General features: G+C 70.0%; 24 protein-coding genes. 9 read left to right on the forward strand and 15 right to left on the reverse strand.

Annotated features, from left to right (window positions below; all coding sequences use genetic code 11):
- Positions 1-13: 13 nt before the first annotated feature.
- From PFX91_RS18945 to PFX91_RS18955, 3 genes are all read right to left on the reverse strand, one after another.
- Positions 14-1,282: an APC family permease gene (locus tag PFX91_RS18945; protein ID WP_285733720.1), complete on the reverse strand. Its 1,269-nt coding sequence runs from the start codon at positions 1,280-1,282 to the stop codon at positions 14-16.
- Between the two features lie 310 nt (positions 1,283-1,592).
- The gene (locus tag PFX91_RS18950; RefSeq protein WP_285733722.1) at positions 1,593-1,871 is read right to left on the reverse strand and encodes a DUF1876 domain-containing protein; all 279 of its coding nucleotides are present in this window, start codon (positions 1,869-1,871) and stop codon (positions 1,593-1,595) included.
- Positions 1,872-1,884: 13 nt separating this feature from the next.
- Positions 1,885-2,103 carry a DUF1918 domain-containing protein gene (locus tag PFX91_RS18955; protein WP_285733724.1) on the reverse strand — a complete coding sequence of 73 codons (219 nt, stop codon included), beginning with the start codon at positions 2,101-2,103 and terminating at the stop codon, positions 1,885-1,887.
- 140 nt (positions 2,104-2,243) lie between these two features.
- Between PFX91_RS18955 and PFX91_RS18960 the strand changes: the two genes are divergently transcribed.
- The 4 genes from PFX91_RS18960 to PFX91_RS18975 all read left to right on the forward strand — a co-directional run bounded on the left by PFX91_RS18960 (position 2,244) and on the right by PFX91_RS18975 (position 6,172).
- On the forward strand, positions 2,244-2,879 hold the full coding sequence (locus tag PFX91_RS18960; protein WP_285733725.1) for a class I SAM-dependent methyltransferase: 636 nt from the start codon (positions 2,244-2,246) through the stop codon (positions 2,877-2,879).
- A 123-nt stretch (positions 2,880-3,002) separates the two neighbouring features.
- Positions 3,003-3,563, forward strand: a complete 561-nt coding sequence (locus PFX91_RS18965) for a TrmH family RNA methyltransferase (RefSeq protein WP_285733727.1) — start codon at positions 3,003-3,005, stop codon at positions 3,561-3,563.
- Between the two features lie 222 nt (positions 3,564-3,785).
- Positions 3,786-5,165: a hemolysin family protein gene (locus PFX91_RS18970; RefSeq protein WP_285733729.1), complete on the forward strand. Its 1,380-nt coding sequence runs from the start codon at positions 3,786-3,788 to the stop codon at positions 5,163-5,165.
- Complete coding sequence (locus tag PFX91_RS18975) at positions 5,162-6,172, forward strand: hemolysin family protein (protein WP_285733731.1); 1,011 nt, start codon at positions 5,162-5,164, stop codon at positions 6,170-6,172. Before PFX91_RS18970 ends, PFX91_RS18975 begins: the two co-directional genes overlap by 4 nt.
- A gap of 121 nt (positions 6,173-6,293) precedes the next feature.
- On the opposite strand, the gene PFX91_RS18980 is transcribed toward PFX91_RS18975, so the two are convergent.
- From PFX91_RS18980 to amaB, 3 genes are all read right to left on the reverse strand, one after another.
- The gene (locus PFX91_RS18980) at positions 6,294-6,722 is read right to left on the reverse strand and encodes an organic hydroperoxide resistance protein (RefSeq protein ID WP_285733732.1); all 429 of its coding nucleotides are present in this window, start codon (positions 6,720-6,722) and stop codon (positions 6,294-6,296) included.
- A 28-nt stretch (positions 6,723-6,750) separates the two neighbouring features.
- Positions 6,751-7,260: a MarR family winged helix-turn-helix transcriptional regulator gene (locus PFX91_RS18985; protein ID WP_285733768.1), complete on the reverse strand. Its 510-nt coding sequence runs from the start codon at positions 7,258-7,260 to the stop codon at positions 6,751-6,753.
- 135 nt (positions 7,261-7,395) lie between these two features.
- Positions 7,396-8,940, reverse strand: a complete 1,545-nt coding sequence (gene amaB, locus PFX91_RS18990; RefSeq protein WP_285733770.1) for an L-piperidine-6-carboxylate dehydrogenase — start codon at positions 8,938-8,940, stop codon at positions 7,396-7,398.
- Positions 8,941-9,133: 193 nt separating this feature from the next.
- On the opposite strand from amaB, the gene PFX91_RS18995 reads away from it, so the two are divergent.
- Positions 9,134-10,237, forward strand: coding sequence for a PA0049 C-terminal domain-containing protein (locus PFX91_RS18995; RefSeq protein ID WP_285733905.1), 1,104 nt, complete (start codon positions 9,134-9,136; stop codon positions 10,235-10,237).
- Here PFX91_RS18995 and PFX91_RS19000 read toward each other — a convergent pair.
- Entirely contained in the window at positions 10,231-10,653 is a 423-nt protein-coding gene (locus PFX91_RS19000; protein WP_285733772.1) for a hypothetical protein, read from the reverse strand. The two genes, PFX91_RS18995 and PFX91_RS19000, sit on opposite strands and share 7 nt — an antisense overlap.
- Before the next feature lie 155 nt (positions 10,654-10,808).
- Here PFX91_RS19000 and PFX91_RS19005 point away from each other — a divergent pair, with 155 nt between their 5' ends.
- Positions 10,809-12,329, forward strand: coding sequence for a polysaccharide deacetylase family protein (locus PFX91_RS19005; RefSeq protein ID WP_285733774.1), 1,521 nt, complete (start codon positions 10,809-10,811; stop codon positions 12,327-12,329).
- A gap of 7 nt (positions 12,330-12,336) precedes the next feature.
- On the opposite strand, the gene PFX91_RS19010 is transcribed toward PFX91_RS19005, so the two are convergent.
- The gene (locus PFX91_RS19010; RefSeq protein ID WP_285733776.1) at positions 12,337-13,773 is read right to left on the reverse strand and encodes an aldehyde dehydrogenase family protein; all 1,437 of its coding nucleotides are present in this window, start codon (positions 13,771-13,773) and stop codon (positions 12,337-12,339) included.
- A gap of 57 nt (positions 13,774-13,830) precedes the next feature.
- Here PFX91_RS19010 and PFX91_RS19015 point away from each other — a divergent pair, with 57 nt between their 5' ends.
- Positions 13,831-14,457 (forward strand): TetR/AcrR family transcriptional regulator, encoded by a 627-nt coding sequence (locus tag PFX91_RS19015; RefSeq protein WP_285733778.1) that lies wholly within the window; start codon positions 13,831-13,833, stop codon positions 14,455-14,457.
- A gap of 187 nt (positions 14,458-14,644) precedes the next feature.
- Here PFX91_RS19015 and PFX91_RS19020 read toward each other — a convergent pair whose 3' ends face one another.
- The 7 genes from PFX91_RS19020 to PFX91_RS19050 form a co-directional block, all read right to left on the reverse strand.
- Positions 14,645-15,139, reverse strand: a complete 495-nt coding sequence (locus tag PFX91_RS19020) for a hypothetical protein (protein WP_285733780.1) — start codon at positions 15,137-15,139, stop codon at positions 14,645-14,647.
- Positions 15,140-15,573: 434 nt separating this feature from the next.
- Complete coding sequence (locus PFX91_RS19025) at positions 15,574-16,164, reverse strand: DUF6199 family natural product biosynthesis protein (RefSeq protein WP_285733782.1); 591 nt, start codon at positions 16,162-16,164, stop codon at positions 15,574-15,576.
- A 264-nt stretch (positions 16,165-16,428) separates the two neighbouring features.
- Positions 16,429-17,643 carry a fumarylacetoacetase gene (gene fahA, locus PFX91_RS19030; RefSeq protein WP_285733784.1) on the reverse strand — a complete coding sequence of 405 codons (1,215 nt, stop codon included), beginning with the start codon at positions 17,641-17,643 and terminating at the stop codon, positions 16,429-16,431.
- A gap of 27 nt (positions 17,644-17,670) precedes the next feature.
- Positions 17,671-18,519, reverse strand: coding sequence for a hypothetical protein (locus tag PFX91_RS19035; protein ID WP_285733785.1), 849 nt, complete (start codon positions 18,517-18,519; stop codon positions 17,671-17,673).
- A complete protein-coding gene (locus PFX91_RS19040; RefSeq protein WP_285733786.1) occupies positions 18,519-19,724 on the reverse strand; it encodes a homogentisate 1,2-dioxygenase in 1,206 nt (401 codons plus the stop codon). The genes PFX91_RS19035 and PFX91_RS19040 overlap by 1 nt, the downstream gene beginning before the upstream one ends.
- A 34-nt stretch (positions 19,725-19,758) precedes the next feature.
- Positions 19,759-21,438 carry an FAD-dependent monooxygenase gene (locus PFX91_RS19045; RefSeq protein WP_285733787.1) on the reverse strand — a complete coding sequence of 560 codons (1,680 nt, stop codon included), beginning with the start codon at positions 21,436-21,438 and terminating at the stop codon, positions 19,759-19,761.
- Between the two features lie 65 nt (positions 21,439-21,503).
- Positions 21,504-22,466 carry an MBL fold metallo-hydrolase gene (locus PFX91_RS19050; RefSeq protein WP_285733789.1) on the reverse strand — a complete coding sequence of 321 codons (963 nt, stop codon included), beginning with the start codon at positions 22,464-22,466 and terminating at the stop codon, positions 21,504-21,506.
- Positions 22,467-22,729: 263 nt separating this feature from the next.
- Between PFX91_RS19050 and PFX91_RS19055 the strand changes: the two genes are divergently transcribed.
- Entirely contained in the window at positions 22,730-23,269 is a 540-nt protein-coding gene (locus PFX91_RS19055) for a MarR family winged helix-turn-helix transcriptional regulator (RefSeq protein ID WP_285733790.1), read from the forward strand.
- Positions 23,270-23,334: 65 nt separating this feature from the next.
- Positions 23,335-24,390 (forward strand): aminotransferase class V-fold PLP-dependent enzyme, encoded by a 1,056-nt coding sequence (locus PFX91_RS19060; protein WP_285733792.1) that lies wholly within the window; start codon positions 23,335-23,337, stop codon positions 24,388-24,390.
- Positions 24,391-24,392: the final 2 nt, after the last annotated feature.

Consider the following 24,392-nt stretch of genomic DNA (forward strand, 5'->3'; position numbering starts at 1 on the left):
GCCCGCTCCCTGGTCAAGAACGCGGCCCCCAACGCTCACGGACCCACCACAGGCCCGCGCCCAACGCCAGGACCGCCATGCCGGTGATGACCGTGCCCAGCGGCAGACTGCACGCCAGGACCACGCACCCCACCAGCCCGGCCAGGGGCACCACCAGCGGCGGACGGGGCTCGTCGGGTCCCAGGCGCAACGCCGAGGCGTTGGTGATGGCGTAGTACACCAGGACGCCGAAGGAGGAGAAGGCGATGGCCCCGCGCAGGTCGGTGAACAGGATCAGGCCGATGACCACCACCGCGATCAACGCCTCGGCCCGGTACACGGACCCGAAACGTTCGTGGACCGCGGCCAGGGAACGGGGCAGGTGCCCGTCGGCGGCCATGGCGGCCGTGGTCCTGGACACCCCCAGCAACAGGGAGAGCAGGGCCCCCAGGCCGGCCACGGCCGCGCCGGCGACCACCAAGGGCGTCAGCCAGGGGAAACCCGCGACCTGCACGGCGTCGACCATGGGGGTGTCGGTGGTGGACAGACGTTCACGACCCAGCACGATCAGCAGCCCGGTGCCCATCACCAGGTACAGCAGGAGGACACCGCCCAGGGCCAGATTCGTGGCGCGCGGGATCGTGGTCCGCGGATCACGGACCTCACCGCCCAGGGTGGCCACACGCGCGTAACCGGCGAAGGCGAAGAAGACCATTCCCGCCGCGCCGAGCACACCGAAGGACCCCGGCCAGGGTCCCAACCCCTCCACCTGGGCGACGGCGGCCAGGCGTCCGCTGAGGAGCATCGTCACGGCCACGGCGGCCAGCACCGCCAGCACACAGGCCAGGAGGATCTTCACCACCAGCGTGGAACGTCTGATCCCCCGGTGGTTGAGCACGGTCAGCGCCAGCACGGCGCCCACCGCCACGGGTTCCTCCCACCCCGGTAGCAGATAGGAGGCGAAGGTCAGCGCCATGGCGGCACAGGAGGCGACCTTGCCGACGACGAAGGACCAGCCCGCCAGGTAACCCCACAGTTCTCCCAGGCGCTCACGTCCGTAGACGTAGGCGCCGCCGGACTCGGGATGGCGGGCGGCCAGTCTCGCGGAGGAGACGGCGTTGCAGTAGGCGACGGCACCCGCGATGAGGATGGCCACGGGAAGCCAGGCCCCCGCGCCGAGCGCGGCCGGGGCGAAGACGGTGAACACTCCGGCACCGAGCATCGCGCCCGCGCCGATGGCGACGGCGTCCACCATGCCAAGGGCTCGGACGGGTCCGGCCTGGGATCCGGAAGAGGTGGGCAACAGGTCTCCTTGCGTGGGTACTCCCGGCGCTCGCCGGGGTGACGCGCCCTTGCCGGACGCCTTCCGGACGGTCACGCCGCTACCTCGGACGTGACGGTGGACCTCGTGTGCCGGCCGGCGCACCCTCCCCTCGTCACGGCCCCTTCCGAGTGTGCCCGATACCGGTGACCACCGGGGGCGAAGGGCTCATGACCAAGACGGTCGGCGACGGTCCACGCCGTTTCGCACACACGTGGGCCCGGGCCGGTACCGGCCCGGGCCCACCCCCGTGTCCGTCCCGCGGCCCGTCACGGCCGCCGTGGGCGCCCCCTCAGGTGGGACGCCAGGGAGAACCGGTGTTGTCGTTGATGTCCTCGGCGGCGACCTGACGGAGTTGACGTGAAAGGTCGGACAGGGCACGCGAGACCGCGAGCTCCTCACCGATCTCGGGTACGTCCAGGTCCGTGGGGTGCTTGCGGGCCATCCCGTGTCCCCTCAGGGCCGTCCCGTCGTCCGCGACCAGGTCCACCTCGGCCCAGGTCCGCGCGCTGTCGGCCTCGGTCTCCTCGGCGACGACGACGTCGACGGTCCACCGCTTCGTCGTCTGCATGTCATCGGCCTCCTCATGAGACGTCCGCGCCCGTACCGCCGGGCGGGTGTTCGATGTGCGCGTCCGGACCCGGATAGACCAGGGACTCGCGTCCCCCATCGGAGTCGGACCAGCGCACCTGGTACGGGGGCGATCCATCGGTGCCCCGGATTCCGGTGATGACGCCCGTCCTGCGGTGAAGGTCTTCACGCGGACTCTCCACCACCAATCGGTCCCCTACCTGTGCTCGCATACCTTCCCCCGCAAACGTCGGCTACCTCCATCTTCGACATTCCCGCCGCGAAGGTCCGGAAGGTTGGGAACTTCATTCATGGGGCGATACGAGAATTTTGTCCATCACATCGTGCCGCGCGGGACTGGTAGCGTCACGACGTGGCCCAGCACTACTTCGACTCCGACCCGGGCGCGGCCAGCCGCCCCTCCACCGCCGACCTGGTCCTGCCGGACCTGCACCTGCGGCTGCACACCGACCGGGGCGTCTTCTCCCCCGACAAGGTCGACCTGGGCACGCGGGTGCTGCTGGAGACCGTCCCGCCCCCGCCCCCGCAGGGACGTCTGCTCGACCTGGGTTGCGGCTACGGCCCCATCGCGCTGACCATGGCCTCGCGCGCACCCTCCTCCCAGGTGCTGGGCGTGGACGTCAACTCCCGTGCCGTGGACCTGGCACGACGCAACGCCGCCGAGCACGGCCTGCGCAACGCACGTTTTGCGGTGGTCACGCCCGAGGGCTCCCCCACCGACGAGACGCCCTCCCGAGAGGACCTGTCGGGCCCCTTCGACGCGGTGTGGTCCAACCCGCCCATCCGCGTGGGCAAGAAGGTCCTGCACACGATGCTGCGCACCTGGTTGGGAAGACTGACCCCCCAGGGCGTGGCCCACCTGGTGGTGCAGCGTCACCTGGGCGCGGACTCGCTGCACACATGGCTGGACTCCCAAGGACTGGCCACCGAACGCGTGGCCTCACGCGCGGGCTTCCGTGTGCTGGCGGTACGGCGATCTGGGGCTTGAAACGTCTTTTGCCATGGTGTGTCCCGGGTCATGCGTGCGGGCACGCGCGGTGACCGGTACTCTGTGGCGGACAACCGACCCCTGGGCACACCCCGGGCACACCCGCTGAGGAACACACCGCAGTTGAGCACGCAGTTGCGTCCCACCGACGTCAAACGCCTGAACCGCCAATGGCGCAGGCGCACCGAGGGGCGACTCGCCCTCCTCGTCGAATCGGTCACCCAACCCTTCAACCTGGGATCGATCCTGCGCACCTGCGCGACCTTCGGAGTGGACCGGCTCTGGCTCACCGGTAACAGCGCGGACCCCGACGACCCCAAGGTCGGCAAGACCGCCCTGGGCACCGCCACCAAGGTCGAGCACACACGGCTGGCCTCCACCGCCCAGGCCCTGACCGCCGCCCGCGACGAGGGATACCGGGTCGTCGCGGTCGAGCTGGCCAACGGCGCCGTGCCGCTGCACGCCGCCCCCTTGGACGCGGACGTGTGCCTGGCCGTGGGCGCCGAGGACCACGGCTGCTCCCCCGCCCTGCTCACGGGCGCGGACGCCATCACCTACATCCCGCAGATCGGGCGGGTGGGATCCTTGAACGTGGCCGTCGCCACCGCGATCGCACTCGCCGAGGCCCGCCGCAGGGAATGGGCCTCCCTGGGTGGAGAGGCCGACACTCCCGTGGGCGCCTGAGGGGAACTTCCCTCCCGCTCCCGGTGTTGTCCTTCCACGAAGCAGGACCGCTTCCACCGCACAGACGCGCACAAGCGCAGAGAGAGGAACAGTGGACCCGTCCCGAAGTACCGGCAGCATCCTGCGAGGATGCTGCGACCCAGACGACGAGCCCCCCTCTACGGAGGGCGCGCACCTTCGTAGGAATCCGATCCGAAGGCGGAACCAGGCGGTGCGTGCCCGATGATGAGCACCGTTCTCAGCATCGCCTTCGGAGCCTTGGTGGTCTTCCTGATCACCGTCGCGACGGGATACTTCGTCGCCCAGGAATTCGGCTACATGGCCGTGGACCGCTCGCGCCTGCGAGCGCGGGCCGCGGCCGGTGACACCGGGGCCAAACGAGCCCTGGACATCACCGGACGCACATCCTTCATGCTCTCCGGCGCCCAACTGGGCATCACCGTGACCGGCCTGTTGGTGGGTTACGTGGCCGAACCCATGATCGGACAGGGGGTCGGCGAACTCCTCGGCGGTGTCGGGGTCCCCTCCGGCACCGGCGTGGCCGTCGGCACCGTCCTGGCCCTGCTGTTCTCCACCATCGTGCAGATGATCTTCGGAGAGCTCTTCCCCAAGAACCTCGCCATCGCCCGCCCCGAACCGGTGGCACGCTGGCTGGCCCTGTCCACGGGGATCTACCTGAAGATCTTCGGACCGGTGATCTGGCTGTTCGACCAGGCGGCGATCATGCTGCTCAAGGCGGTACGCATCGAACCGGTCGAGGACGTCCAGCACGCGGCCACGCCCCACGACCTGGAGAGCATCATCGCCGAGTCCCGGGAGAGCGGGGACCTGCCCGCCGAGCTGTCCACCCTGCTGGACCGCACCCTGGACTTCCACGAACGCACGGCCGGACACGCGATGATCCCGCGTCCGGAGGTGACCACCGTGGAGGAGGACGAACCGGTCAGCCGGGTCGTGGAACTGATGGCCTCGGGCCACTCGCGCTTCCCGGTCCTGGGTCAGGGCGTGGACGACATCGTGGGCGTCATCTGCCTGCGCGACGTCCTCGTCCTGGGCGACCGCGACCTGTCCGAGGTGAACGTCAGGCAGGTGGCACGGGAGACCGTGATGGTCCCCGCCTCCCTACCGCTGCCGGTGCTGCTGGACCGACTACGCGAGGCCGAGGAGGAGTTCGCCTGCGTCGTGGACGAGTACGGCGGCCTGGCCGGCGTCGTCACCACCGAGGACCTGGCAGAGGAACTGGTCGGGGAGATCGCCGACGAGCACACCCCGGAGGAGGAGTCGCCCGCCTACCTGGAGGGCGAGGGCTCCTACCTGGTCCCCGGCGCACTGCACATCGACGAGGTCGAGCGTCTGATCGGCCACGACCTGCCAGCCGGCGACTACGAGACCGTGGGCGGACTGGTCATCCACGAGCTGCACCGACTGCCCAAGGTGGGCGACAGCGCCCTGATCCACCTGCCCCGCCCCGCGAGCGCGCACGAGGACGACCCCGACATGGCGCTGACCCTGACCGTCAACACCGTGCAACGGCACGTCCCCCACACCGTGGAACTACGCCTGCGTGAGGCGGCCGGGAGCGAAAGGCAGGTGCGCACATGAGCGGCATGAACGTGTGGTTGGCCCTGGGGCTGACCGCCCTCTTCATCGCGCTCAGCGCGTTCTTCGTGGCCATCGAGTTCGCGCTGGTGGCGGCCCGCCGCTACCGGTTGGAGAAGGCCGCCGAGACGAGCCTGTCTGCGCGGGCCGCGCTGCGCAGCGCACGCGACCTGTCGCTGCTGCTGGCCGGCTCGCAACTGGGCATCACGCTGTGCACCCTGGCACTGGGCGCGGTCTCCAAGCCCGCCGTCCACCACCTGCTGCAACCCCTGTTCAGCGACCTGCCCGAGACCGTCGGATACGTGGTCTCCTTCGTGCTGTCCCTGATCGTGGTGACGTTCCTGCACCTGGTGGTGGGCGAGATGGCGCCCAAGTCCTGGGCGATCTCCCACCCGGAGAAGTCGGCGACCCTGCTGGCGATACCGATGCGGGTCTTCATGTGGTTCACCCGCCCCCTGTTGGTGATGCTCAACGGCATGGCCAACTGGTGCCTGCACCGGGTCGGGGTGGACGCCGTGGACGAACTGTCGGCCGGACACGGCCCCGAGGACGTGCGCGAGCTGGTGGAGCACTCGGCCAAGGCCGGCGCGCTGGACCCCGAACGACGCGACCAGCTCGCCACCGCGTTGGAGGTCAACTCCCGCCCGTTGGACGAGATCATCACCCCCCGACAGGAGATCGCCTGGGTGGCTCCGGACGCGGGTGTGGAGGAGATCAAGCGGGTGTCGCAGGAGTCCACGCACCTGCGCCTGGTGGTGATGGACCAGGACGAACCCGTCGGCGTGCTGCACGTGCGCGAGGTGTTGGCGAGCCCGCCGCAGACCACCGCGGCCGATCTGATGCGACCGGTGCTCACCCTCCCCTCCCAGACGCCGATGTACACGGCGATGAGCATCATGCGGGAAAGTCGCAGCCACCTGTCGCTGGTGGAGTCCGACGGCCGGGTGATCGGCCTGGTCACCCTCCAGGACATCCTGAACCGCCTGCTGCTGCTGGAAACGGTCGCCTGAGCCGTGCCCCCATGGGGGCACGCGCCACAGGACCACACGGGGGGAGGACGCCGTAGGCGTCCTCCCCCTCGGCACGGACGGAGCGCGGCGCGGTGACCACCAGCGCCCCTGCCGCCGACCGCTAGGCGGTCTTGGCCGTCAGGGTCACCTCGATGTTGCCGCGGGTGGCGCGGGAGTAGGGGCACATCTGGTGGGCCCCTTGGACCAGCTCCTCGGCCTTGGCCTGGTCCACCCCCGGAATGGTGACGGCGAGCTCCACCGCGATGTCCAGACCCTCCTCGGACTTGCCGAGGCTGACCTTGCTGTCGATGCTCGAACCCTCGACGTCGGTGCCGTCCTTGCGGGCGACCGCCTTGAGCGCACCGTGGAAGCAGGCCGCGTAGCCCACCGCGAAGAGCTGTTCGGGGTTGGTCCCCGGACCGTCGTCGCCGCCCACGCCCTTGGGCACGGATAGGTCGACCTCCAAACGGCCGTCGTCGGTACGACCGTGCCCCTTGCGTCCCTCACCGGTGACGGAGGCGTGGGCTGTGTACATCACGTCGTATGCCATGGTTGCCTTTCTCCTTGACGACACACGGTCATGGTCGTCGGCTGTGTTCCGATGAAGGTCCGAACCCGACCTCGGCACGCGGAGCGCCTCGGGTCCTGTCCTCCACCGAACGTGTGAGTCGGCCGAGCGCGTCCCGCAGCACCTCGGCCTGGCCCGGGGTCAGATCGACGGCGCACAGGACCCGTCGAGGAACGTCCACGGCACGCGCACGAAGGTCACGCCCCCTGCGCGTGGCCGAAACCTCCACGACCCGCTCGTCGACGGCGCTGCGCTCACGGGTCAACAACCCCGCACCCTCCAGACGGCGCAGCAGCGGCGAGAGCGTCCCCGAGTCCAGGCGCAGAGCCCGACCCAGTTCCTTGACACTGAGAATCCCCCGCTCCCACAACACGAGCATGACCAGATACTGCGGATAGGTCAGCCCCAGCTCCTCCAGCACCTCCCGGTACAGCCCCGTCAGAGCCCGGGAGGCCGCGTACAGGGAGAAGCACAACTGGCCGTCCAGTGCCAGGGGATCGTCCCTTGCGTCTTCGGACACGGTGTCGCCTCCCGCACCTTGGAACCCTCGGCCCTGCCACCACCGTAACAGAATCAGGTTGTGCACAACATGATGGGGCGCAACTTTCCTACGATGGCGGTCGGTGCCCGCACCGAGCGCGGGCACCGCACCGGATCAGAGGAATCTCACGCCCTGGGCCAACGGAAGCCCACCACCGTAGTTGACCGTGTTGGTCGCCCTGCGCATGTAGGTCTTCCACGCGTCCGAACCCGACTCACGACCACCACCGGTGTCCTTCTCACCACCGAAGGCGCCACCGATCTCCGCACCAGAGGTACCGATGTTGACGTTGACGATCCCACAGTCGGAACCGGCCGAGGACAAGAACCGCTCCGCCTCCGCCTGATCCTGGGTGAAGATCGCCGAGGACAGCCCCTGGGGGACATCGTTGTGCATCTGCACCGCCTCCTCCAGAGTGCGGTAGGCCATCACGTACAGGATCGGAGCGAACGTCTCCTCCCGCACCACCTCGGTCTGACCGGGCATACGCACCACCGCGGGTTCGACGTAGTAGGCGTCGGCCGCCTCCTCCGCGAAACACCGATCACCCCCGACCAACACCTCCCCACCATCGGCCTGGGCCCGCTCCAACGCCGCACGCATGGCCGCATGACCACGCTCGCCCACCAACGGACCCACCAGTGTGGACTCCTCGAAGGGGTCACCGATGCGATCACGCAACTGCTTGTAGGCGTCCACGATCCTGCGACCGACCTCCTCGACCACGTCCTCGTGCACGATCAGACGACGCAACGTCGTACAACGCTGACCCGCGGTCCCCGCCGCCGCGAAGACACTGCCACGCACCACCAGGTCCAGATCGGCCGAGGGCGCGACCACCGCGGCGTTGTTGCCGCCCAACTCCAACAGGTAACGCCCCATACGGGCCGCCACCTTGGGCGCCACGGCACGACCCATGGCCGTCGACCCGGTCGCCGACAACAGCGCCACACGACGGTCCTCCACCAGCACCTCACCGACCTCACGACCGCCCAGCACCACACGGTGCACGCCCAAGGGCGCACCGACGTCGGCCGCCGCGCGCATGAGCAGACCATGACAGGCCAACGCGGTCAAAGGGGTCAGCTCCGAGGGCTTCCACACCACGGTGTCACCGCACACCAAGGCCACACACGTGTTCCACGACCACACCGCGACGGGGAAGTTGAACGCCGTGATCACACCGACCACGCCCAACGGGTGCCAGGTCTCCATCAGCCGGTGCCCCGGCCGCTCGGAGGGCATGGTGCGCCCGTACAACTGACGGGACATGCCCACGGCCAGGTCACAGATGTCGATCATCTCCTGGACCTCGCCCAAGGCCTCGGAGCCGACCTTCCCCGCCTCGATGGTCACCAACGCGGCGAGGTCGGCCTTGTGCTCCCTCAAAAGTTCACCCAGCCGATGGACGAGCCGCCCACGGACGGGAGCCGGAGTGTCCCGCCAGGCGGCGAAGGCCTCCTGGGCCTCCGCGATCGCCCGATCGGTGGACTCCTCGGTGTCGTACTCCAACCCGAAGAGCTCCTGACCGGTGATGGGCGACCTGGCCGCACCCGAGGCCCCCTCCACCTCCCGCGGCCGTTCGACGCCACACCGATCGAAGGCGGCCCGCGCGCGCTCGGCGAGGACCTCGGTGTCGGGAAGGACGAAAGTGCGCATGTGTTTCTCTCTCCGTTGAGAGGGCGGACGGTCACCACACACACTGCCAACTCCGGCCCCGCCGGTCCACCCCCCGCCGCCCCTCACCACCACGACGCACTCGACGCCGCACCCCGCACCGCACAGCGCTAGACTCACCTGGCCCCACCCCGCACCGCACACCGAGAACCCTTTGGAGACGGACAGCGACGCCGTGCACCACCACACCACCCCCGAAGAGGACCGCGCGAAGCTGGACGAGCCGCGCGCGATCCTGAACCGTTCCGGATTCGCCGCCGCCGAACCCCTGTTCAACGCCGCGCTACGCGCCGGAACCGACCTGGCCCAGGTCGAACGGACCGTCGCCGCACACGCCTCCCGACTGTGGACCGAAGCCGCCCGCGACGGCGCCGACGACCGCCCCCTGTACTGGGCCCGACTGCTGCTCACCGCCGGGCTGCGGTCATGGCGTCCGGACTTCTCCGTCACCGAAGGCGAGCACGCCGACCTGCTGCATCTGTTGGAGACCACCTCACGCGGCATCACCGACCTGCGCTTCCCGCCCGGGGACCGGTGGATCCGGATGGTCGTGACCGGCTTCGACCCCTTCCACCTGGACGAGGACCCCACCTGCTCCAACCCCTCCGGCGCGGCGGCACTGGACATGAACGGTTGGACGTTCCCCGTGGGAACACGCACGGCCGTGGTACGCACGGCCGTGTTCCCCGTACGGTGGGCGGACTTCGACGCGGGACTGGTCGAGGAGGCGTTGGCCGACCTCCACGACCACGCCGACGCGGTCGTGACGCTCAGCCGCGGCCGCCCCGGGCGCTTCGACCTGGAGATGTGGAACGGCCTCTGGCGCGGCGGAGGCCGGGACAACCTGCGCGTGTCGCGCACGGGCCGCGCCATGGAACACCACGCCCCGGAGTGGACACGTTCCTCGCTTCCCCACGAACGGATCCTGGCGGAGGCGGGCGACGGCCCCTACCCCGTGACCGTCAACACCGAGGTGACCGAGATACCGGAGGGCGGAACCGAGGAGATCGTACGCCCCGACGGCCCGACCCCCGGCTCCACCGCACGACGCGGAGGCGGCGGGGACTACCTGTCCAACGAGATCGCCTACCGCAACACGCTGCTACGCGACCGGTCCGGCCGCCGCATCCCGGCCGGACACGTGCACCTGCCCAGAACCACCGCCCCCGACAGCGCGCTCCTGACCCAGGTGAGACGGATCGTGGCGGCCGTGGCCTCCTCGGTGGCCGAGACCACGGCCCAGGATCCTTCCGCCGAGGCGGAAGGGAGCCGTCAGTAGGTGTAGACCGAAGGGTCCTCCAACACGGTGAAGACGCCCATAGCGCCGTAGAAGAAGAGCAGCACCACCCAAAAGAGGGTCCCCACACCGAAGAGCACCCAGGAGATGATGGTGCACGTCCTGGCGGCCTTGGGGTTACTGGCGGCCATGGTCAGGGCGACGATCGCCAGGACGACGCCGACCAGGGCCAGCAACCAGCACATGCACAGACCGACGATGTTGGCGATGAGCGCGCCGATCGCCGACCCCTGACCGGCGGGTCGAGGCGGTGGCTGGGGACCGGAACCCCCGTACCAACCACCGGGCGGCGGAGGCATGCCGCCGGGCGGCGGATGACCGCCCCCCGGCGGGGGAGGATAACCACCGCCGCCTCCCTCCGGAGGGAAATAACCGCCTGTTCCGGAACCGTAACTCATGAATGCCTTTCGGGGGAACGTCCGAGCGAAGACTCTGACGGGGTATGACGCACCGAAAGTCTCCCAGGTTCTGACCACACCACGGCCACCCCTCGAACCCCGCCCCACGCGAGAAAGAACACCTGTGACGGGCTCGCGCGGGATAGGGTCCCTGCGTGGCTGTCACCTCTTTGCGACGCAAACTGACCTTCGGCGCGGCCCTGTGCCTTCTCCTGATCCCGGGCCACCGTCCGTTGGAGCAGGCCCTGCCCTACGCCGAGGCGATCCGCACGCCGCCCGAAGACGTGGAGGGCCTACGGACACAGACGGTGACGGTGACCACCGACCACAGCCAGGTGAGCTACCGCTATCCGACGCTGGGCGGCGGACACCCGCTGACGGTACAGGCACGCACACTCATGGCCCAACGCCAGACGGCCTTCCTGGAACGGCTTCCCCAGAAGGGAACCCCCGAACTGCACCAGGACGTGACCATCCTGGCCGCCTCCCCCCGGGTGCTGGGCGCACGACTGACCGCGACCACCTCTACGGGTCGCGACCAGGACTTGGACTCCAGCACCCTGTGGTACGACGCCGACAGCGACCGGGTCCTGCCGTGGACATCGCTCTTCCGTGACGAGGAGGCCATCGCACAGGCCCACCTGGCGCTCGCCCGGACGCTGGGGGAGGGCTACGACATGCCCGCACGTCGGCTTCCCGGCCTGATCGGCGAAGTCGCGCTAGGCCACCCCCCACAGGCCGAGGACGCGCCCTCCCCGGACACCGCCTCCGAGAGCGGGCCCGACCTGGCCGACCCCGAACGGGCCCGGGAGGCCGCCCGACGCTGGGCGGGCTCACCCTTGGAGGACGTGGCCTTCAGCACCGACGCGGGCCTGGCGGTACGCATGGACCCCTCCCACGTCCCCGAAGCCGGCCGCGTCACCGAGGTGCTGGTGCCGGTGGACCCCGAGGACACCGAGCCGCTCCTGTCCGAACTGGGACGCAAGGCCCGTGACGCGGCACTGGCGGGCAACGACACCGACGACCTGCCCACCAGCGGGGAACCCGGCTCCCCCGGACGCACACTGGACTGCGCACGACTCAAATGCGTGGCCCTGACCTTCGACGACGGCCCCGGCGAACACACCGACGACCTACTGGACGTCCTGGCCGAATACGACGCCCACGCCACCTTCTACGTCCTGGGTTCGATGGTCACGGAGTTCCCCGCGACGGTGGAACGCATGGCCACCGAAGGGCACGAACTGGGAAACCACACCTGGAAGCACGACGACCTGGCCGAGATGACGGGAGAGGAGGTCGAAGAAGACCTCGCACGCACCGACGAGGCCGTGCGCGAGGTGACCGGGAGCGACCCACCGACGATCAGGCCTCCCTACGGATCACTGAACGCCACGGTACGTCGCTCCGTGGACCGACCGCTCATCCTGTGGGACGTGGACACCATGGACTGGCAGAGCCGCGAGGCCGAGGACATCAGCGAGCACGCACTGGCGCAGACCTCCCCCGGGAGCGTGGTGCTCCTGCACGACATCCACCAGACCTCGGTACAGGCGGTACCGGCCGTACTGGCGGGCCTGCACCGCCAGGGCTACCACTTCGTCACGGTCACCGACGTCTTCGCGGGAGCCGCCCTGGAGCCGGGCGAGGTGTACACCGACGCCCGGCCGTCCTGAGCACCGTTCAAAGAAGCCTGCGCAGCAGCTTCTCCTTCAGCTCGGTGATCGGCGCGTAGGCGACCCTCATGGTGTCCATGAACAACGACTTGTCCAGTACCGACTTGGTGTGGGAGAAGGTGTCGATCGAGGCCACGGAGTGGTAGGCGCCCATACCGCTCTCCCCCACCCCGCCGAAGGGCAGGTCGGGTACGGCCAGGTGCGCGATGGGCAGACCGAAGGCCAGGCCTCCCGAGGAGGTCTCCATGGTCAGACGGCGTTTGGTCCGCTCCGAGTCGGTGAAGCCGTACAGCGCCAGCGGTTTGTCACGCTCGTTGACGAAGGCGATGGCCTCGTCCAGGTCCGCGACCTCGATCACCGGCAGGATCGGGCCGAAGATCTCCTCCGCCATGATCGGGGAGGACGGGTCCACATCCCCCAGCACGGTGGGGGCGATGTAGAGGTCCTCACGATCGTGCCGACCGCCGGCGACCACGGTCCCGCTCTCCAGCAACGCGGTGAGCCGGGCGAAGTGGCGCTCGTTGACGATACGCCCGTAGTCCGCGCTCGACGCGGGGTCCTCTCCGAACATCTCGGTGATGGCCGCCGCCAACTCTCGTTGCAGGGGTCGGGCGGTGTCGCCGATGGCGAGCACGTAGTCGGGAGCCACACAGGTCTGTCCGGCGTTGGTGAACTTGCCCCACGCCAGACGCCGGGCGGTGGTGGAAAGGTCGACGCCGGGCTCGACGATGGCCGGGCTCTTGCCGCCCAACTCCAGAGTGACGGAGGTCAGGTGCTTGGCCGCGGCGGCCATGACGATGCGGCCCACGGCACCGTTGCCGGTGTAGAAGATGTGGTCGAAGCGCTCCTCCAGAAGGGCGGTGCTCTCGGGGACACCGCCCTCCACCACCGCGATCGCCTCGGTGTCCAGGTAGCGGGGCAACAGCTCGGCCAGGGCCGCGGAGGTCGCCGGGGCGAGCTCGCTGGGCTTGAGCACCGCGGTGTTGCCCGCCGCGACGGCCCCCACCAAGGGCGCCAGGGACAGGTTCACCGGGTAGTTCCACGGGGCGATGATGAGCACGGTGCCCAACGGTTCGCGCACGCGTCGTGCCTTGGCCGGAGCCAGGGACACCGGCACGGGGACCCGCTGTGGCCGCAGCCAGGAGGACAGGTGCTTGAGCGTGTGGTCGATCTCGTTGACGACGAAACCGATCTCGGTGGTGTGCGCCTCCACCGGACTCTTGCCCAGATCGGCCTTGAGTGCCTGCTCGAAGACGGGGCGCTCCCGGACGAGCATGTCGCGCAGCGCGCGCAGCTGGGCCCGACGCCAGGAGAGAGGCTTGGTACGGCCGGAGGCGAAGGCCGCGCGCAGACGGGCCACGGTCGGGGGGATCTCGGTGGCCAGGGTCAGCGGCTCGGGTGGGGCCGTGTCCTCGACCGTGTGCTGGTCGGTGGTGTTGGTCATGGAGGGATGGTAAACGAAACATTTTCGTTTCGATAGGGCGTCTCATAAGATCCTGCCATGACCATGGATCCCCTGCCGGACGCGCCGCACGCACCTCGCCGCGGCAGGCCGCGCGACGCCGCCCGAGACCGCGCGCTGATGGACGCCACCCTGGCCGAACTCCAGCTGCACGGCTACAGCGGCCTGACCACCGCCGCCGTCGCCAAGCGGGCGGGGGTGTCCACCGCGACCCTCTACCGGCGTTGGCGCTCCAAGGAGGAGCTGGTCCTGGGGGCGGCCCAGGCCTGGGCCGAGGAACTGGGCCCCGACCACGACACCGGAAGCCTGCGCTCGGACCTGTCCCGACTCCTGCACGACAAGGCCGCCGCCCTGGACGGGCCCTCAGGGCGTCTGCTGCGCGCCGTCCTGGGCGAGGCCGCGCACAATCAGGCTCTGGCCGACGTGCTCATGGAACAGTTCGTACTCCCCCTCCAGGCCAGGGTGGAGGCCCTACTGGGTCGGGCCGTCGATCGAGGGGAGATCCCGGCCGACCAGGACTCGTCGGTGGTGGGCGAGATGGTGATCGGTCCGATGGTCAGCCACACCTTCCTCATCTCCCACACCCCCGGTTCCCGACCCGGCCAGGAGATGGCGGAGCGATTGCTCCCTTATCTGTTGCGGGCGTTGGGAGCCAGGGGGGAGTGAGGGAGCGTCATCTTCGTGGGATGAACATCGAAACCGCCACCTTTACGATGTAGATCAACTCTTTCGTCGGAGGGCAAGGCCGACCTGGACAAGAACCGGAACGAGCGCGGACGTCGGACCCTCTCACGACCCCGGTGGTGTCGGGCCGGTGAGCGGACCGACCTTGCGGAGCACGTTCTGGCGTCCGTCAGCGGCCACGGCCCGAGCGGGAGCCGACACGTCGCTGCTCCTCAGGGGGCGGCTGTCGGGCGAGGAACTCCTCGAACGCCGCCCTTTGCCTCGGGTCCATGAAGCTCTGGCGGACATGGCGAGCCTTCTCCTGGAGCCAGTGCGCCTCGTCGGGGTCCAGGAGTTCGGCGACCACCACGCCTTGGCGAGCGACCGCCGTGCGCCCTCCCACACGACGACGAAAGAGCGTGAACGCACCGCATTTCTCCGGGTGGGCCGGCTCCGGCCGTTCCGTTCCGGCCCCCTCCTCCCCCATCGGGTAGGCCGCGGGCGCCCAGTGTTCCCAGAGCGCCAACGTGGCCGCGGGCACCAGCACGGCACGCCTTGCCTCTTCACGCCCCTCCTCCAGGAACGCGAGGGTGACGGGTTCGCCGATCCTCTCGGCCTGTTCGAGCACTTGGGCCATCTCGCTCGTGAACGGGTGAGCCACCACCACGTCGATGTGTGTCCTCATGGCGCCTGAGGCTAACGGCCGCCTGCGACGGATCACGCTCCGATCGTGGCCGTCCCTGCCATGGCAGAGGAAGCGGTCGAACATGGCCATGGGAGGGGGTTCGGCCCTCGTGTCGGCAAGCACGCGGACGTCGGTCGAACGAGCATGGGCCGACAGTGGTCGTGAGCGACCCGGGACGAGGGACCGGTGACGCCCGGGACCGCATCCGCCCCGAACCCGACGTAGGCGAGGCCCCGTTGCACAAGCCGGAGCCCGCACGGCCGCTCCTCCACCACGAAGGAGCGGCCCCGCTGACGTGGGTACGGCATGCCGTACCCACCTCGCCCGCGCCATGCCCCTTCCGTGACCGCGAACGGGTTTTCGCCGCCCGCGGCTGTGAGCACCTTTCTCGACTCTCGACGCCGGGGCGGGGGAAGGGGTGGTCCAGGCGCGCGCTAGCAGCGCTCTTCGCACAAGGGCACGACCTTGTCGTCGAAGTCCACGACCTCACGGTCCCCCAACGGCCGGTCCAGCGTCACCACCTCGCGCAAGGAGCCATCCGGGTCCTCCTCGCAGAACGACTCGCCCGTGGAGGCGCCGCCGGCCAGGACGACCCTGTCCGCGCCCTCCACGGCCCGCACAAGATGCAGAAAAGCACAAGAACCCAGGCTGACGTGGACCGTGAGCCGGTCCTCCGCGTCCACGGTGTAGCCGGAGATACGGCCCGCCTCCCCCCACGTCGTGGTCAGCGTGTGGTTCTCCGGCCGCGGTTCAGGACCGTCGGAGGACTCCTCGGAGACGTCGGCCAGGTCGGTGGAGGAGCCGCCGTCGGGCGCGCTCTCCCACAGCGTTGCCCACAGCACCAGAGCGACGATGACCGTGACGGCCGCGCCGAGCCGGTGCATGAGGAGCCAGGTGTCACCGGGGTGGTCGGTCTTGGGGCCACGGGACCGCCAGGACCGGAGGCGCCAGTGCACCTGCGGTTTGCACACGATCAGGACGCCCCAGCCGACGGGAAGTAGGAGAAACCAGTGCAGGATGGTCACCAGGGGACCTTTCCAGTGGAGGGTAGGGACGTAGGGTGAGAGTCCCGTCACCCCCGCCGGGTTCTGGCGGAAGCGACGCGTCGGTCCCGACGTTCACTTCGCGCCACCGCCGTTTCCTCGGTCCTCACGCGGAGAACGACCCCTGCCTTTACGACGTAGATCACCATGTTCTCTCGGGTCGACGGTCGAGGAATCCCCTCGGTAGGGCGAAGGGGGGAGCGCGCCTGGCGCTCCCCCCTTCGCCGTCCGTTCCGGCTCCCCTTCTCAGCGGGCGGGCAGGATCGTGCCGGAGACCTCGCCGAAGTGCACCACCGCGCCGTCCGGTCCCGGGGCCGTGGCGGTGATCGTCACCTCGTCGCCGTCCTCCAGGAAGGACCGCTCGGTGCCGTCGGGAAGACGCAGCGGCTCCTTGCCGCTCCAGGTCAGCTCCAGCAGACATCCGCGCTGGCCGACCTCGGGACCGCTGACGGTGCCCGAGGCGTAGACGTCGCCGGTGCGCAGGCGGGCGCCGTTGACGGTCATGTGGGCCAACTGTTGGGCGGCGGTCCAGTACATCCCCGAAAAGGGCGGGGTCGAGACCAGGTGCCCGTTGAGTCGCACCTCCAGGCGCAGGTCCAGCCCCCAGGGCCGGCTTCCCCGCAGATAGGGCAGCGGTTCGGGGTCCTGCGCCGGCTGCTCGACCCTGGCGGACTCCAAGGCGGCCAGGGGCACGATCCAGGGAGAGATCGACGTGGCGAAGGACTTGCCCAGGAAGGGACCCAGCGGTACGTACTCCCAGGCCTGGAGATCACGCGAGGACCAGTCGTTGAGCAGGAACACGCCGAAGACGTGGTCGGCGAAGGAGTCCACCGACACCCGCTCCCCCAGTTCCGTGCCGGTGCCCACGACGAAGCCGACCTCGGCCTCGATGTCCAGACGCGTCGAGGGGCCGAAGAGCGGGGAGGTCTCCGTCGGCGGCTTGCGCTGACCGGTGGGGCGCACGATGTCGGTGCCCGAGACCACGATGGTGCCCGCCCGGCCGTGGTAGCCGATGGGCAGATGCTTCCAGTTCGGGGTCAGGGGCTCCTGTTCGGGGCGGAAGATACGACCGACGTTGCTCGCGTGGTGCTCCGAGGCGTAGAAGTCCACGTAGTCGGCGACGGTGAACGGCAGGTGCATGCGCACCGAGGACCGGTCGACCAGGTGGGGGCGCACGGCGTCGGCGTGGGCGGGATCGGTGAACCAGTCGGTCAGCGCGGCCCTCACCCGCTCCCACACCGGTCGCCCGGCCGCCATCAGCGCGTCCAGGTCGGGCCGGGCGACGATGTCGGCGAAGGGCGCGTCCAGCGCGCGGGCCGCGGCGCCCAGGTCCAGGACGTGGTCGCCGATGGCCACGCCCGTGCGCGGAGCGGGGTCGGCGTCGGTGCTGAACACCCCGTAGGGCAGGGTGGCCAGACCGAACTGAGCGTCCGGTGCGAGGTCGAGCCAGCTGTCGGGCATGGCGTTCCCTTTCTGGGAGTGGTCGGGTCAGTGGGTACGGGAGGCGGGCAGCGCCCCGAGGACGACCAGGTCCTCCAGGGGTTCGGTGACGCTGCACGTGCCGAAGGAGCGGAAGGTCCGCCGCACCTTCTGGGCCTCGGTGTCGGTGAGCTCGGCCGCGAGCCCGGCCAATCGGGGGCCGTCGCGTTCGGCCAGCAGTCCGACCGCCTCCTTTGGCGGGGAGCCGTCGAGCAGGGCGGCGGTGGCCACCAGGATGTTGAGGAATCCGTGTTGTTCGAAACCCTCGTCGGTCCTGTGCCGGACGGCGTGGTGCAGTCCGGCCGTGCACTTGAAGGACAGTCCCAGCTCCACGACCGTGTACAGGAACGCGGCCAGCTCCTCCTCGTCGGGGTGGGCCTCGGGGGTGAGTCCGCCGGTGCGGAACTTGGCGTGGAGTCCGGTGCCGACCAGGGCCTCCAACTCGGTGCGCACGTCCGCCTGTCGGGAGACCTCCACGAAACCGCCCACCCCCTCGGGGAGGTGTGCGGTGAGCCGGGAGGCGACGGCCGGGACCCGCCCGGGCGCGGCGGCGGCCTCGACTCCGGCCAGGCGCAGGGCGGGGTCGGCGAGGACGGCCTCGATGGCGGGGGCGACGGCGTCGGCGCCCCCGGGGACGGTGACCACGACCGTGAGGGGTGCGTGGTCGTCCTCCTCCGAGCGCAGAACCTGGCGCAGCTCGGCCACGCGGGCGTCGGAGACCAGGAACGGGCCGACGTAGTGGGCTCGCAGGGCCGCCCGGTGGGCGCGGTGGGCCGGCAGCGCCTCGGCCATGGGCGCGTTACCGGGAGGGAAGAGAGCGGCGTCGTCGAAGAGTCCGCGGTACAGGATGTCGCGCATCACTGTTCCTTTCGTCCGCCGGCCCAGGACCAGGCGTAGACGCCGTCGTCACAGGCGATCCCGCCCTCTCCCAGGTCCAGGGGTCGGAAGGTGTCCACCATGACGGCGAGTTCGTCGAAGGCCTCCGCCCCGATGCTGCGTTCGTAGGCGCCCGGCTGGGGACCGTGGGAGTGACCGCCCGGGTGCAGGGAGATCGACCCCTGGCCGATCCCCGAACCCTTGCGGGCCTCGTAGTCGCCGCCGCAGTAGAACATGACCTCGTCGGAGTCGACGTTGGAGTGGTAGTAGGGCACCGGGATGGCACCGGGGTGGTAGTCGACCTTGCGCGGCACGAAGTTGCAGATGACGAAGTTGTGGCCCTCGAAGACCTGGTGGACGGGCGGCGGCTGGTGGACCCTGCCGGTGATGGGTTGGAAGTCCTCGATGTTGAACGCGTAGGGGTACAGACAGCCGTCCCAGCCCACGACGTCGAAAGGGTGGGTGGGGTAGGTGTAGCGGGTTCCGGAGATGCCGCCGGGGCCGTCGCCGCGGTGCTTGATGAGCACCTCCACGTTCTCGCCCTCCGCCAGCAGCGGTTCGGTGGGGGCGCGCAGGTCGCGCTCACAGTAGGGGGCGTGCTCCAGGAACTGCCCGTACCGGGACAGGTAACGCTTGGGCGGGGCGATGTGGCTGTTGGCCTCGACCACGTAGGCGCGCAGCGGCCGGTCGCCGGTGGGCACCCAGCGATGGGTGGTGGCGCGCGGCAGGATGACGTAGTCGCCCCGGCCGACCTCCAACGGACCGAAGACGGTCTCCACACGCGCGGTGCCGGACTCCACGTACACGCACTCGTCACCGATGCCGTTACGGTACAGCCGGGAGGGGGCTCCGGCCACCACGTAGGAGATGCGCACGTCGTCGTTGCCCAGGACCAGGCGGCGCGACTCCACCACGTCCGCGCCCTTCCACCCCTGCCCGGGGAACAGGTCGTGCAGTCTCAGGTGGCGGGGCACCATCGGCGCGTTGGGCGTGCGGGTCTGGTCGGGGACCCGCCACTCGGCGGCGTCGACGATGGCCGAGGGGATGGCGCGGTGGTAGAGCAGCGAGGAGTCGGAGGAGAAGCCCTCCTCCCCCATCAGTTCCTCGTAGTACAGGCCGCCCTCGGGGTTGCGGTGCTGGGTGTGGCGGGTGCGGGGCACCTCGCCCACCTGCCGGTAGTAGGCCATGGCGGTGTTCTCCCTGCGTGTGGGTCGGAAACGGTCAGGTGGTCGGGGCGGGTTCGCCGCCGGCCGTGTCGGGCAAGGCGGAGGCGGAGAGCCCGAGGCAGGTGCGCACCGCGCAGCGCACCGTGGAGAGGTCCTCGGCCGTGACGATGGCGGCGATGTGGGCGTCGGGGCGCACCACCCACACCTGGCCGGGGCGGGGGGCCAGTGCCTTGGTGAGCGCGCCGGTGCCGTCGACCTCGTGCAGGTACAGGGCGGTGACGGGGGCCGTGGTGCTCTGGCGCGCGGCGGTGCGTACCCCTGACAGGAAGGCGTCGGGGTCCTTGCCGTCGGGGGCGGGGCCCAGCAGCAGGGTCAGGCCCTCACGCAGCAGCGAACGGATGCGGGAGGGGGTGCTGTGGCCGGGCAGGGTGACGGGGGCGTCGGGCATGAGGACCCCGGGGCAGGGGTCGGGGGCCTGTCCACGCGGGGGTCTTCCGCGGAAGGGCCGTTCGGGGCAGGGGGTGGTCAGGGTCGAGTCGGTGTACCAGAACGGTTCGGCCAGGCGCCCGGAGTCGACTCGGGCGCGGGCCTCCTCCTGGGTCAGGGCCTGTTCCAGCACGGTGAGGCGTGTGCGGTGCTCCTGGTCGTCGTGGGGGACGAGGAAGCGCATGGTGGCGCTGGTGATCTCGGCGTTCTCCAGGGCCGCGGCGTGGCGTTCGGTGTGGTAGCTCTCCAGCAGCTCCTCCCCCGCCCATCCGGCCAGGACGTAGGCGAGTTTCCAGGCGGCGTTCTCCGCGTCCTGGACTCCGGAGTTGAGACCTCGGGCGCCGAAGGGCGCGACCAGATGGGCGTTGTCGCCCGCCAGGAGGACGCGTCCCACGCGCATGCGGTCGGCCACGCGGGTGTGGAATCGGTAGACCGAGTGCCACACGATCTCATAGGGCCGATCTCCGATGATCTTGCGGATGCGGGCGTCCAACCGTCCGCCGGCCTCTTCGGCGGCCAGGTCGAAGTCGGAGGGGACCTGCCAGTCGATGCGGTAGACCGAGTCGGGGCAGGGGTGGATGAGCACCTGGCGGCCGGGGTTCCACTCCGGGTCGAAGTAGAAGCGGCGTTCCCGTTCCCACCCGCCCAGGTCCGCGCGGATGTCACAGATGAGGAAACGGTCGTCGAAGGTCGTGCCGTCGAAGGAGATCCCGAGGGCCTCACGGACCACGCCGCCGTGGGCGCCCAGGCACGACAGGGCGTAGGGGCCGCGCAGGAACACCGTGCCCTCGGGGGTGTCGCACGCGACCGTGACGCCGTGTTCGTCCTGGGTCAGGCCGGTGACCCGGTGTCGCCACAGGATCGGTACACCGGCCTCGGCCAGGCGTTCGTCGAGCACCTCCTCGGTGCGGGACTGGGAGATGTTGACGAAGGGGGGCAGGGGCGAGGCGCCCGGGTCGGACAGGTGGACGCTGAACAGTTCGTGCTCACGGTAGAACGTGCGGGCGGTGTCCCAGGTGAGCCCCTGTTCGGCGATGACTCCGGCGCCCAACCAGTCCCACACGTCGAGCACGTCGCGTTGCTGACAGATGGCCTTGGACCCGATGGCCTCACGGGCGGGGCGCGCGTCCACGACCAGTACGGGGACGCCGCGCCGGGCCAGCAGCAGGGCCGCCGTCTGGCCGACGGGCCCGGCGCCCAGTACCAGGACGGGTTCGTCGGTGGGGGTGCGTGGAGCAGGGGGTCGCATGTGTTGGCTCCGTTCGGCGTAGGCGTCCCGTACGGGCGACGGGGACGGGCGACTGGTGGGCGGGCTCAGTTCTGGAGCTGGTCCCAGACCTCGCGATCGCGCTCGGCGGTCCAGATGACGGGGCGTTCGATGCCGGAGAACTCGTCCCACAGGCGGGAGACGTCGAAGGGCAGGCAGTGCTCGAAGATGGGCCAGTGCCCGTAGTCGTCGACCAGGGCGGCGTGGGTGGCGTCGAAGGCCTCCTTGAGGGTGCCGCCGCGTCGGTGGACCGCGCCGACCTGGTCGATCATGACCTGGAGGAAGTTGCGAGTCTGCTCGATGGCGGCGTCGACCTCCTCGCGACCCCGGCTGACGGCGCCGCGACCGCCGACGAGCATCTCGGCCTCCAGGGCCTTGACACGGTCCAGGGTCGGTCCGGCCCAGTCGTGGTGGAAGGCGTCTCCGGTGTAGAGGGCGGCCTGGGCCTCGACGAGGTCCCCCGCGAAGAGGATCTTGTGCTCGGGCAGCCAGGCGACGATGTCGCCCTCGGTGTGTCCGCGGCCGAAGTACTCCAGGACGAGTTCTCCGCGGTCGCCGCCCAGGTCGATGGTGGTGCGGTCGGCGAAGGTCTGGGTGGGCCAGGTCAGGCCGGGCACGGAGTCGGCGTCCTTGGCCAGGCGGGGCATGCGGCCGAACTCGCTCTCCCAGTCCTCCTTGCCGCGCTCGCGGATGAGTTCGTGGGTCTTTTCGTGGGTGAGGATGATCTCGGCGTCGAAGGCGCTGGCGCCCAGGACACGGACCGCGTGGTAGTGCGAGAGCACCAGGTAGCGCACGGGCTTGTCGGTGTGCTCGCGCAGCTTGGCGAGCCACTCCTTGGCCGCGGTCGGGGTGGCGAGGGCCTCGAAGGCCACGAGGAAGTCCTCGCCCTCGATGGCGCCCACGTTCGGGTCGCCCTCGGCGGTGAGCGCGTAGACCCCGTCGGCCAGTACCTCCAGGGTCTGCTCCTTGGCCTGGGTGTCGGCGGATGAGGCGAACGGCTTGGCTGCCATGGTCGGGCCCTTCACTCGCTTCGGGTGGCGACCGCCACCCTTTTAATCAAAGGTTTGATAATCAGACCATAACGTGCCCCACGCCACAACACCAAGAGGCGTGAAGCCACCTGAGGAGTGTCGCAGGTCACACGCGGGCCGAGCCTCGCCGTCCCGCTCCCGGACGGACGGACGCGCCGAGCGGGCGTCCTGCTCGCCCTACACGACGGGACGGGGGGAAAACGGTGAACAGCGTTCGTACGCCAAGTACTACGCTGGTGATCGTGACCCACAACGCCCTCCCCCCGAGCGACCTCACCTTCTGGTCCTTCGTGGACTACGCGGTGCGCAAGGCCGAGCAGGAACTGCCCTCGGTCGACGCCGACGCCATGCGCATGATCCTGACCCTCAGCCGAGCCGCGAGCATGGTCATCTACGACCTGGAGTCCTCCGTTCACCGTCCTCGTGGACTCACCTGGCCGGGGTTCCGTGTGATCTTCGCGTTGTGGCTGGCCGGTCCCATGGAGGCCAAGACCACCGCCGAGATCTCCGGAATGAGCCGCGCGGCCCTGTCCGCGCTGCTCAACACCCTCGAACGCGACGGCCTCATCGTGCGCGAACGCGCCTCCCACGACCGGCGCGCCCTCCAGCTCAGCCTCACCGAGGCCGGCTACGGCGCGATCCTCGGTGGCTTCCGCGCGCACAACCGGCGTGAGAGCGCCTGGGCCGCGGCCCTCGAACCCGAGGAGCGTCAAGAGTTCGTCCGCCTGCTCAACAAGCTCATGGCGGGCTCCACCGACGCCAAGGCCAAGTTCCGCAACTGAGGGAGGTCCTCCCGGCCAGACGGAGGGCCTTTACGTCGTCCCCTCGCACCGGCGACCATCAAGGCATGGACGACTCCAGCCGTACCCGCCTGCGCGCCGCGCGACGACAGTTCTCCGCTCAGGTCACCTTCCTCGACACCGCCACGTACGGTCTGACGCCCCATCGGGCGCTGCGGGCCCTGGAACGGCACACCGCCGAGGTGGCCACCGGCCGCTTCTCCATGTCCGACTCCGATCTCGTCGTCGACCGGGTCCGCGCCGCCTACGCCCGTGTCAGCGGTGTGTCCGCGGACGACGTGGCCATCGGCACCCACGTCTCCCCGTTCGTCGGTACCGTCGCCGCGAGCCTGCCGCCCGGTTCGCGCGTGCTGACCGCCGTCGACGAGTTCAGTTCCGTGACCTTTCCCCTGATGGCCCGGGAGCACGGCCTCGACGTTCACCGGGTGCCCCTGGAGCACCTGGCGGAGAAGGTCGACCGCGGGACCTCCCTGGTGGCGGTCTCGGCCGTACAGTCCGCCGACGGCGCCCTCGCTCCCGTGGACGATCTGATCGAGGCCTGCGCCGAGCACGGCGCGCGTCTGCTGGTGGACACCACCCAGTCCGCCGGGTGGCTTCCGTTGGACGCGGGCCGGATCGACTACACGGTGTGCTCGACCTTCAAGTGGCTGATGGGCATGCGCGGAGCCGCGATGCTGACAGGCACCCCCGAGGCCCTGGCCGCGCTCCGGCCCCAGGCGCCGAGCTGGTACGCGGGTCTGGACCGGTCGACGTCGCTGTACGGAGGCCCGCCACGGTTGGCCGAGACCGCCCGTCGCCTGGACCTGCCTCCGGTGTGGCCCGCGTGGATCACCCTGGCGGAGTCCCTGGCCCTGTTGGAGGAGGTGGGGATCGCGCAGGTGGGCGCGCACAACGTCGCCCTCGCCGACCGTTTCCGTGCGGCCATGGACATGGAACCGACGGGTTCGGCGATCGTGTCGGTGCCCCTCTCCGAGGGGGTCGCCGAACGCGTCACCGAGGCCGGAATCGGCACCGCCGTCCGCAACGGGCGGTTGCGGGCGGCGTTCCACCTGTACAACGACGAGTCCGACGTGGACCGGTTGGTCGACGCGCTCGGGGGCTGACC

The organism is Nocardiopsis sp. ATB16-24 (assembly GCF_030271535.1).
Taxonomy (GTDB): Bacteria; Actinomycetota; Actinomycetes; order Streptosporangiales; family Streptosporangiaceae; genus Nocardiopsis.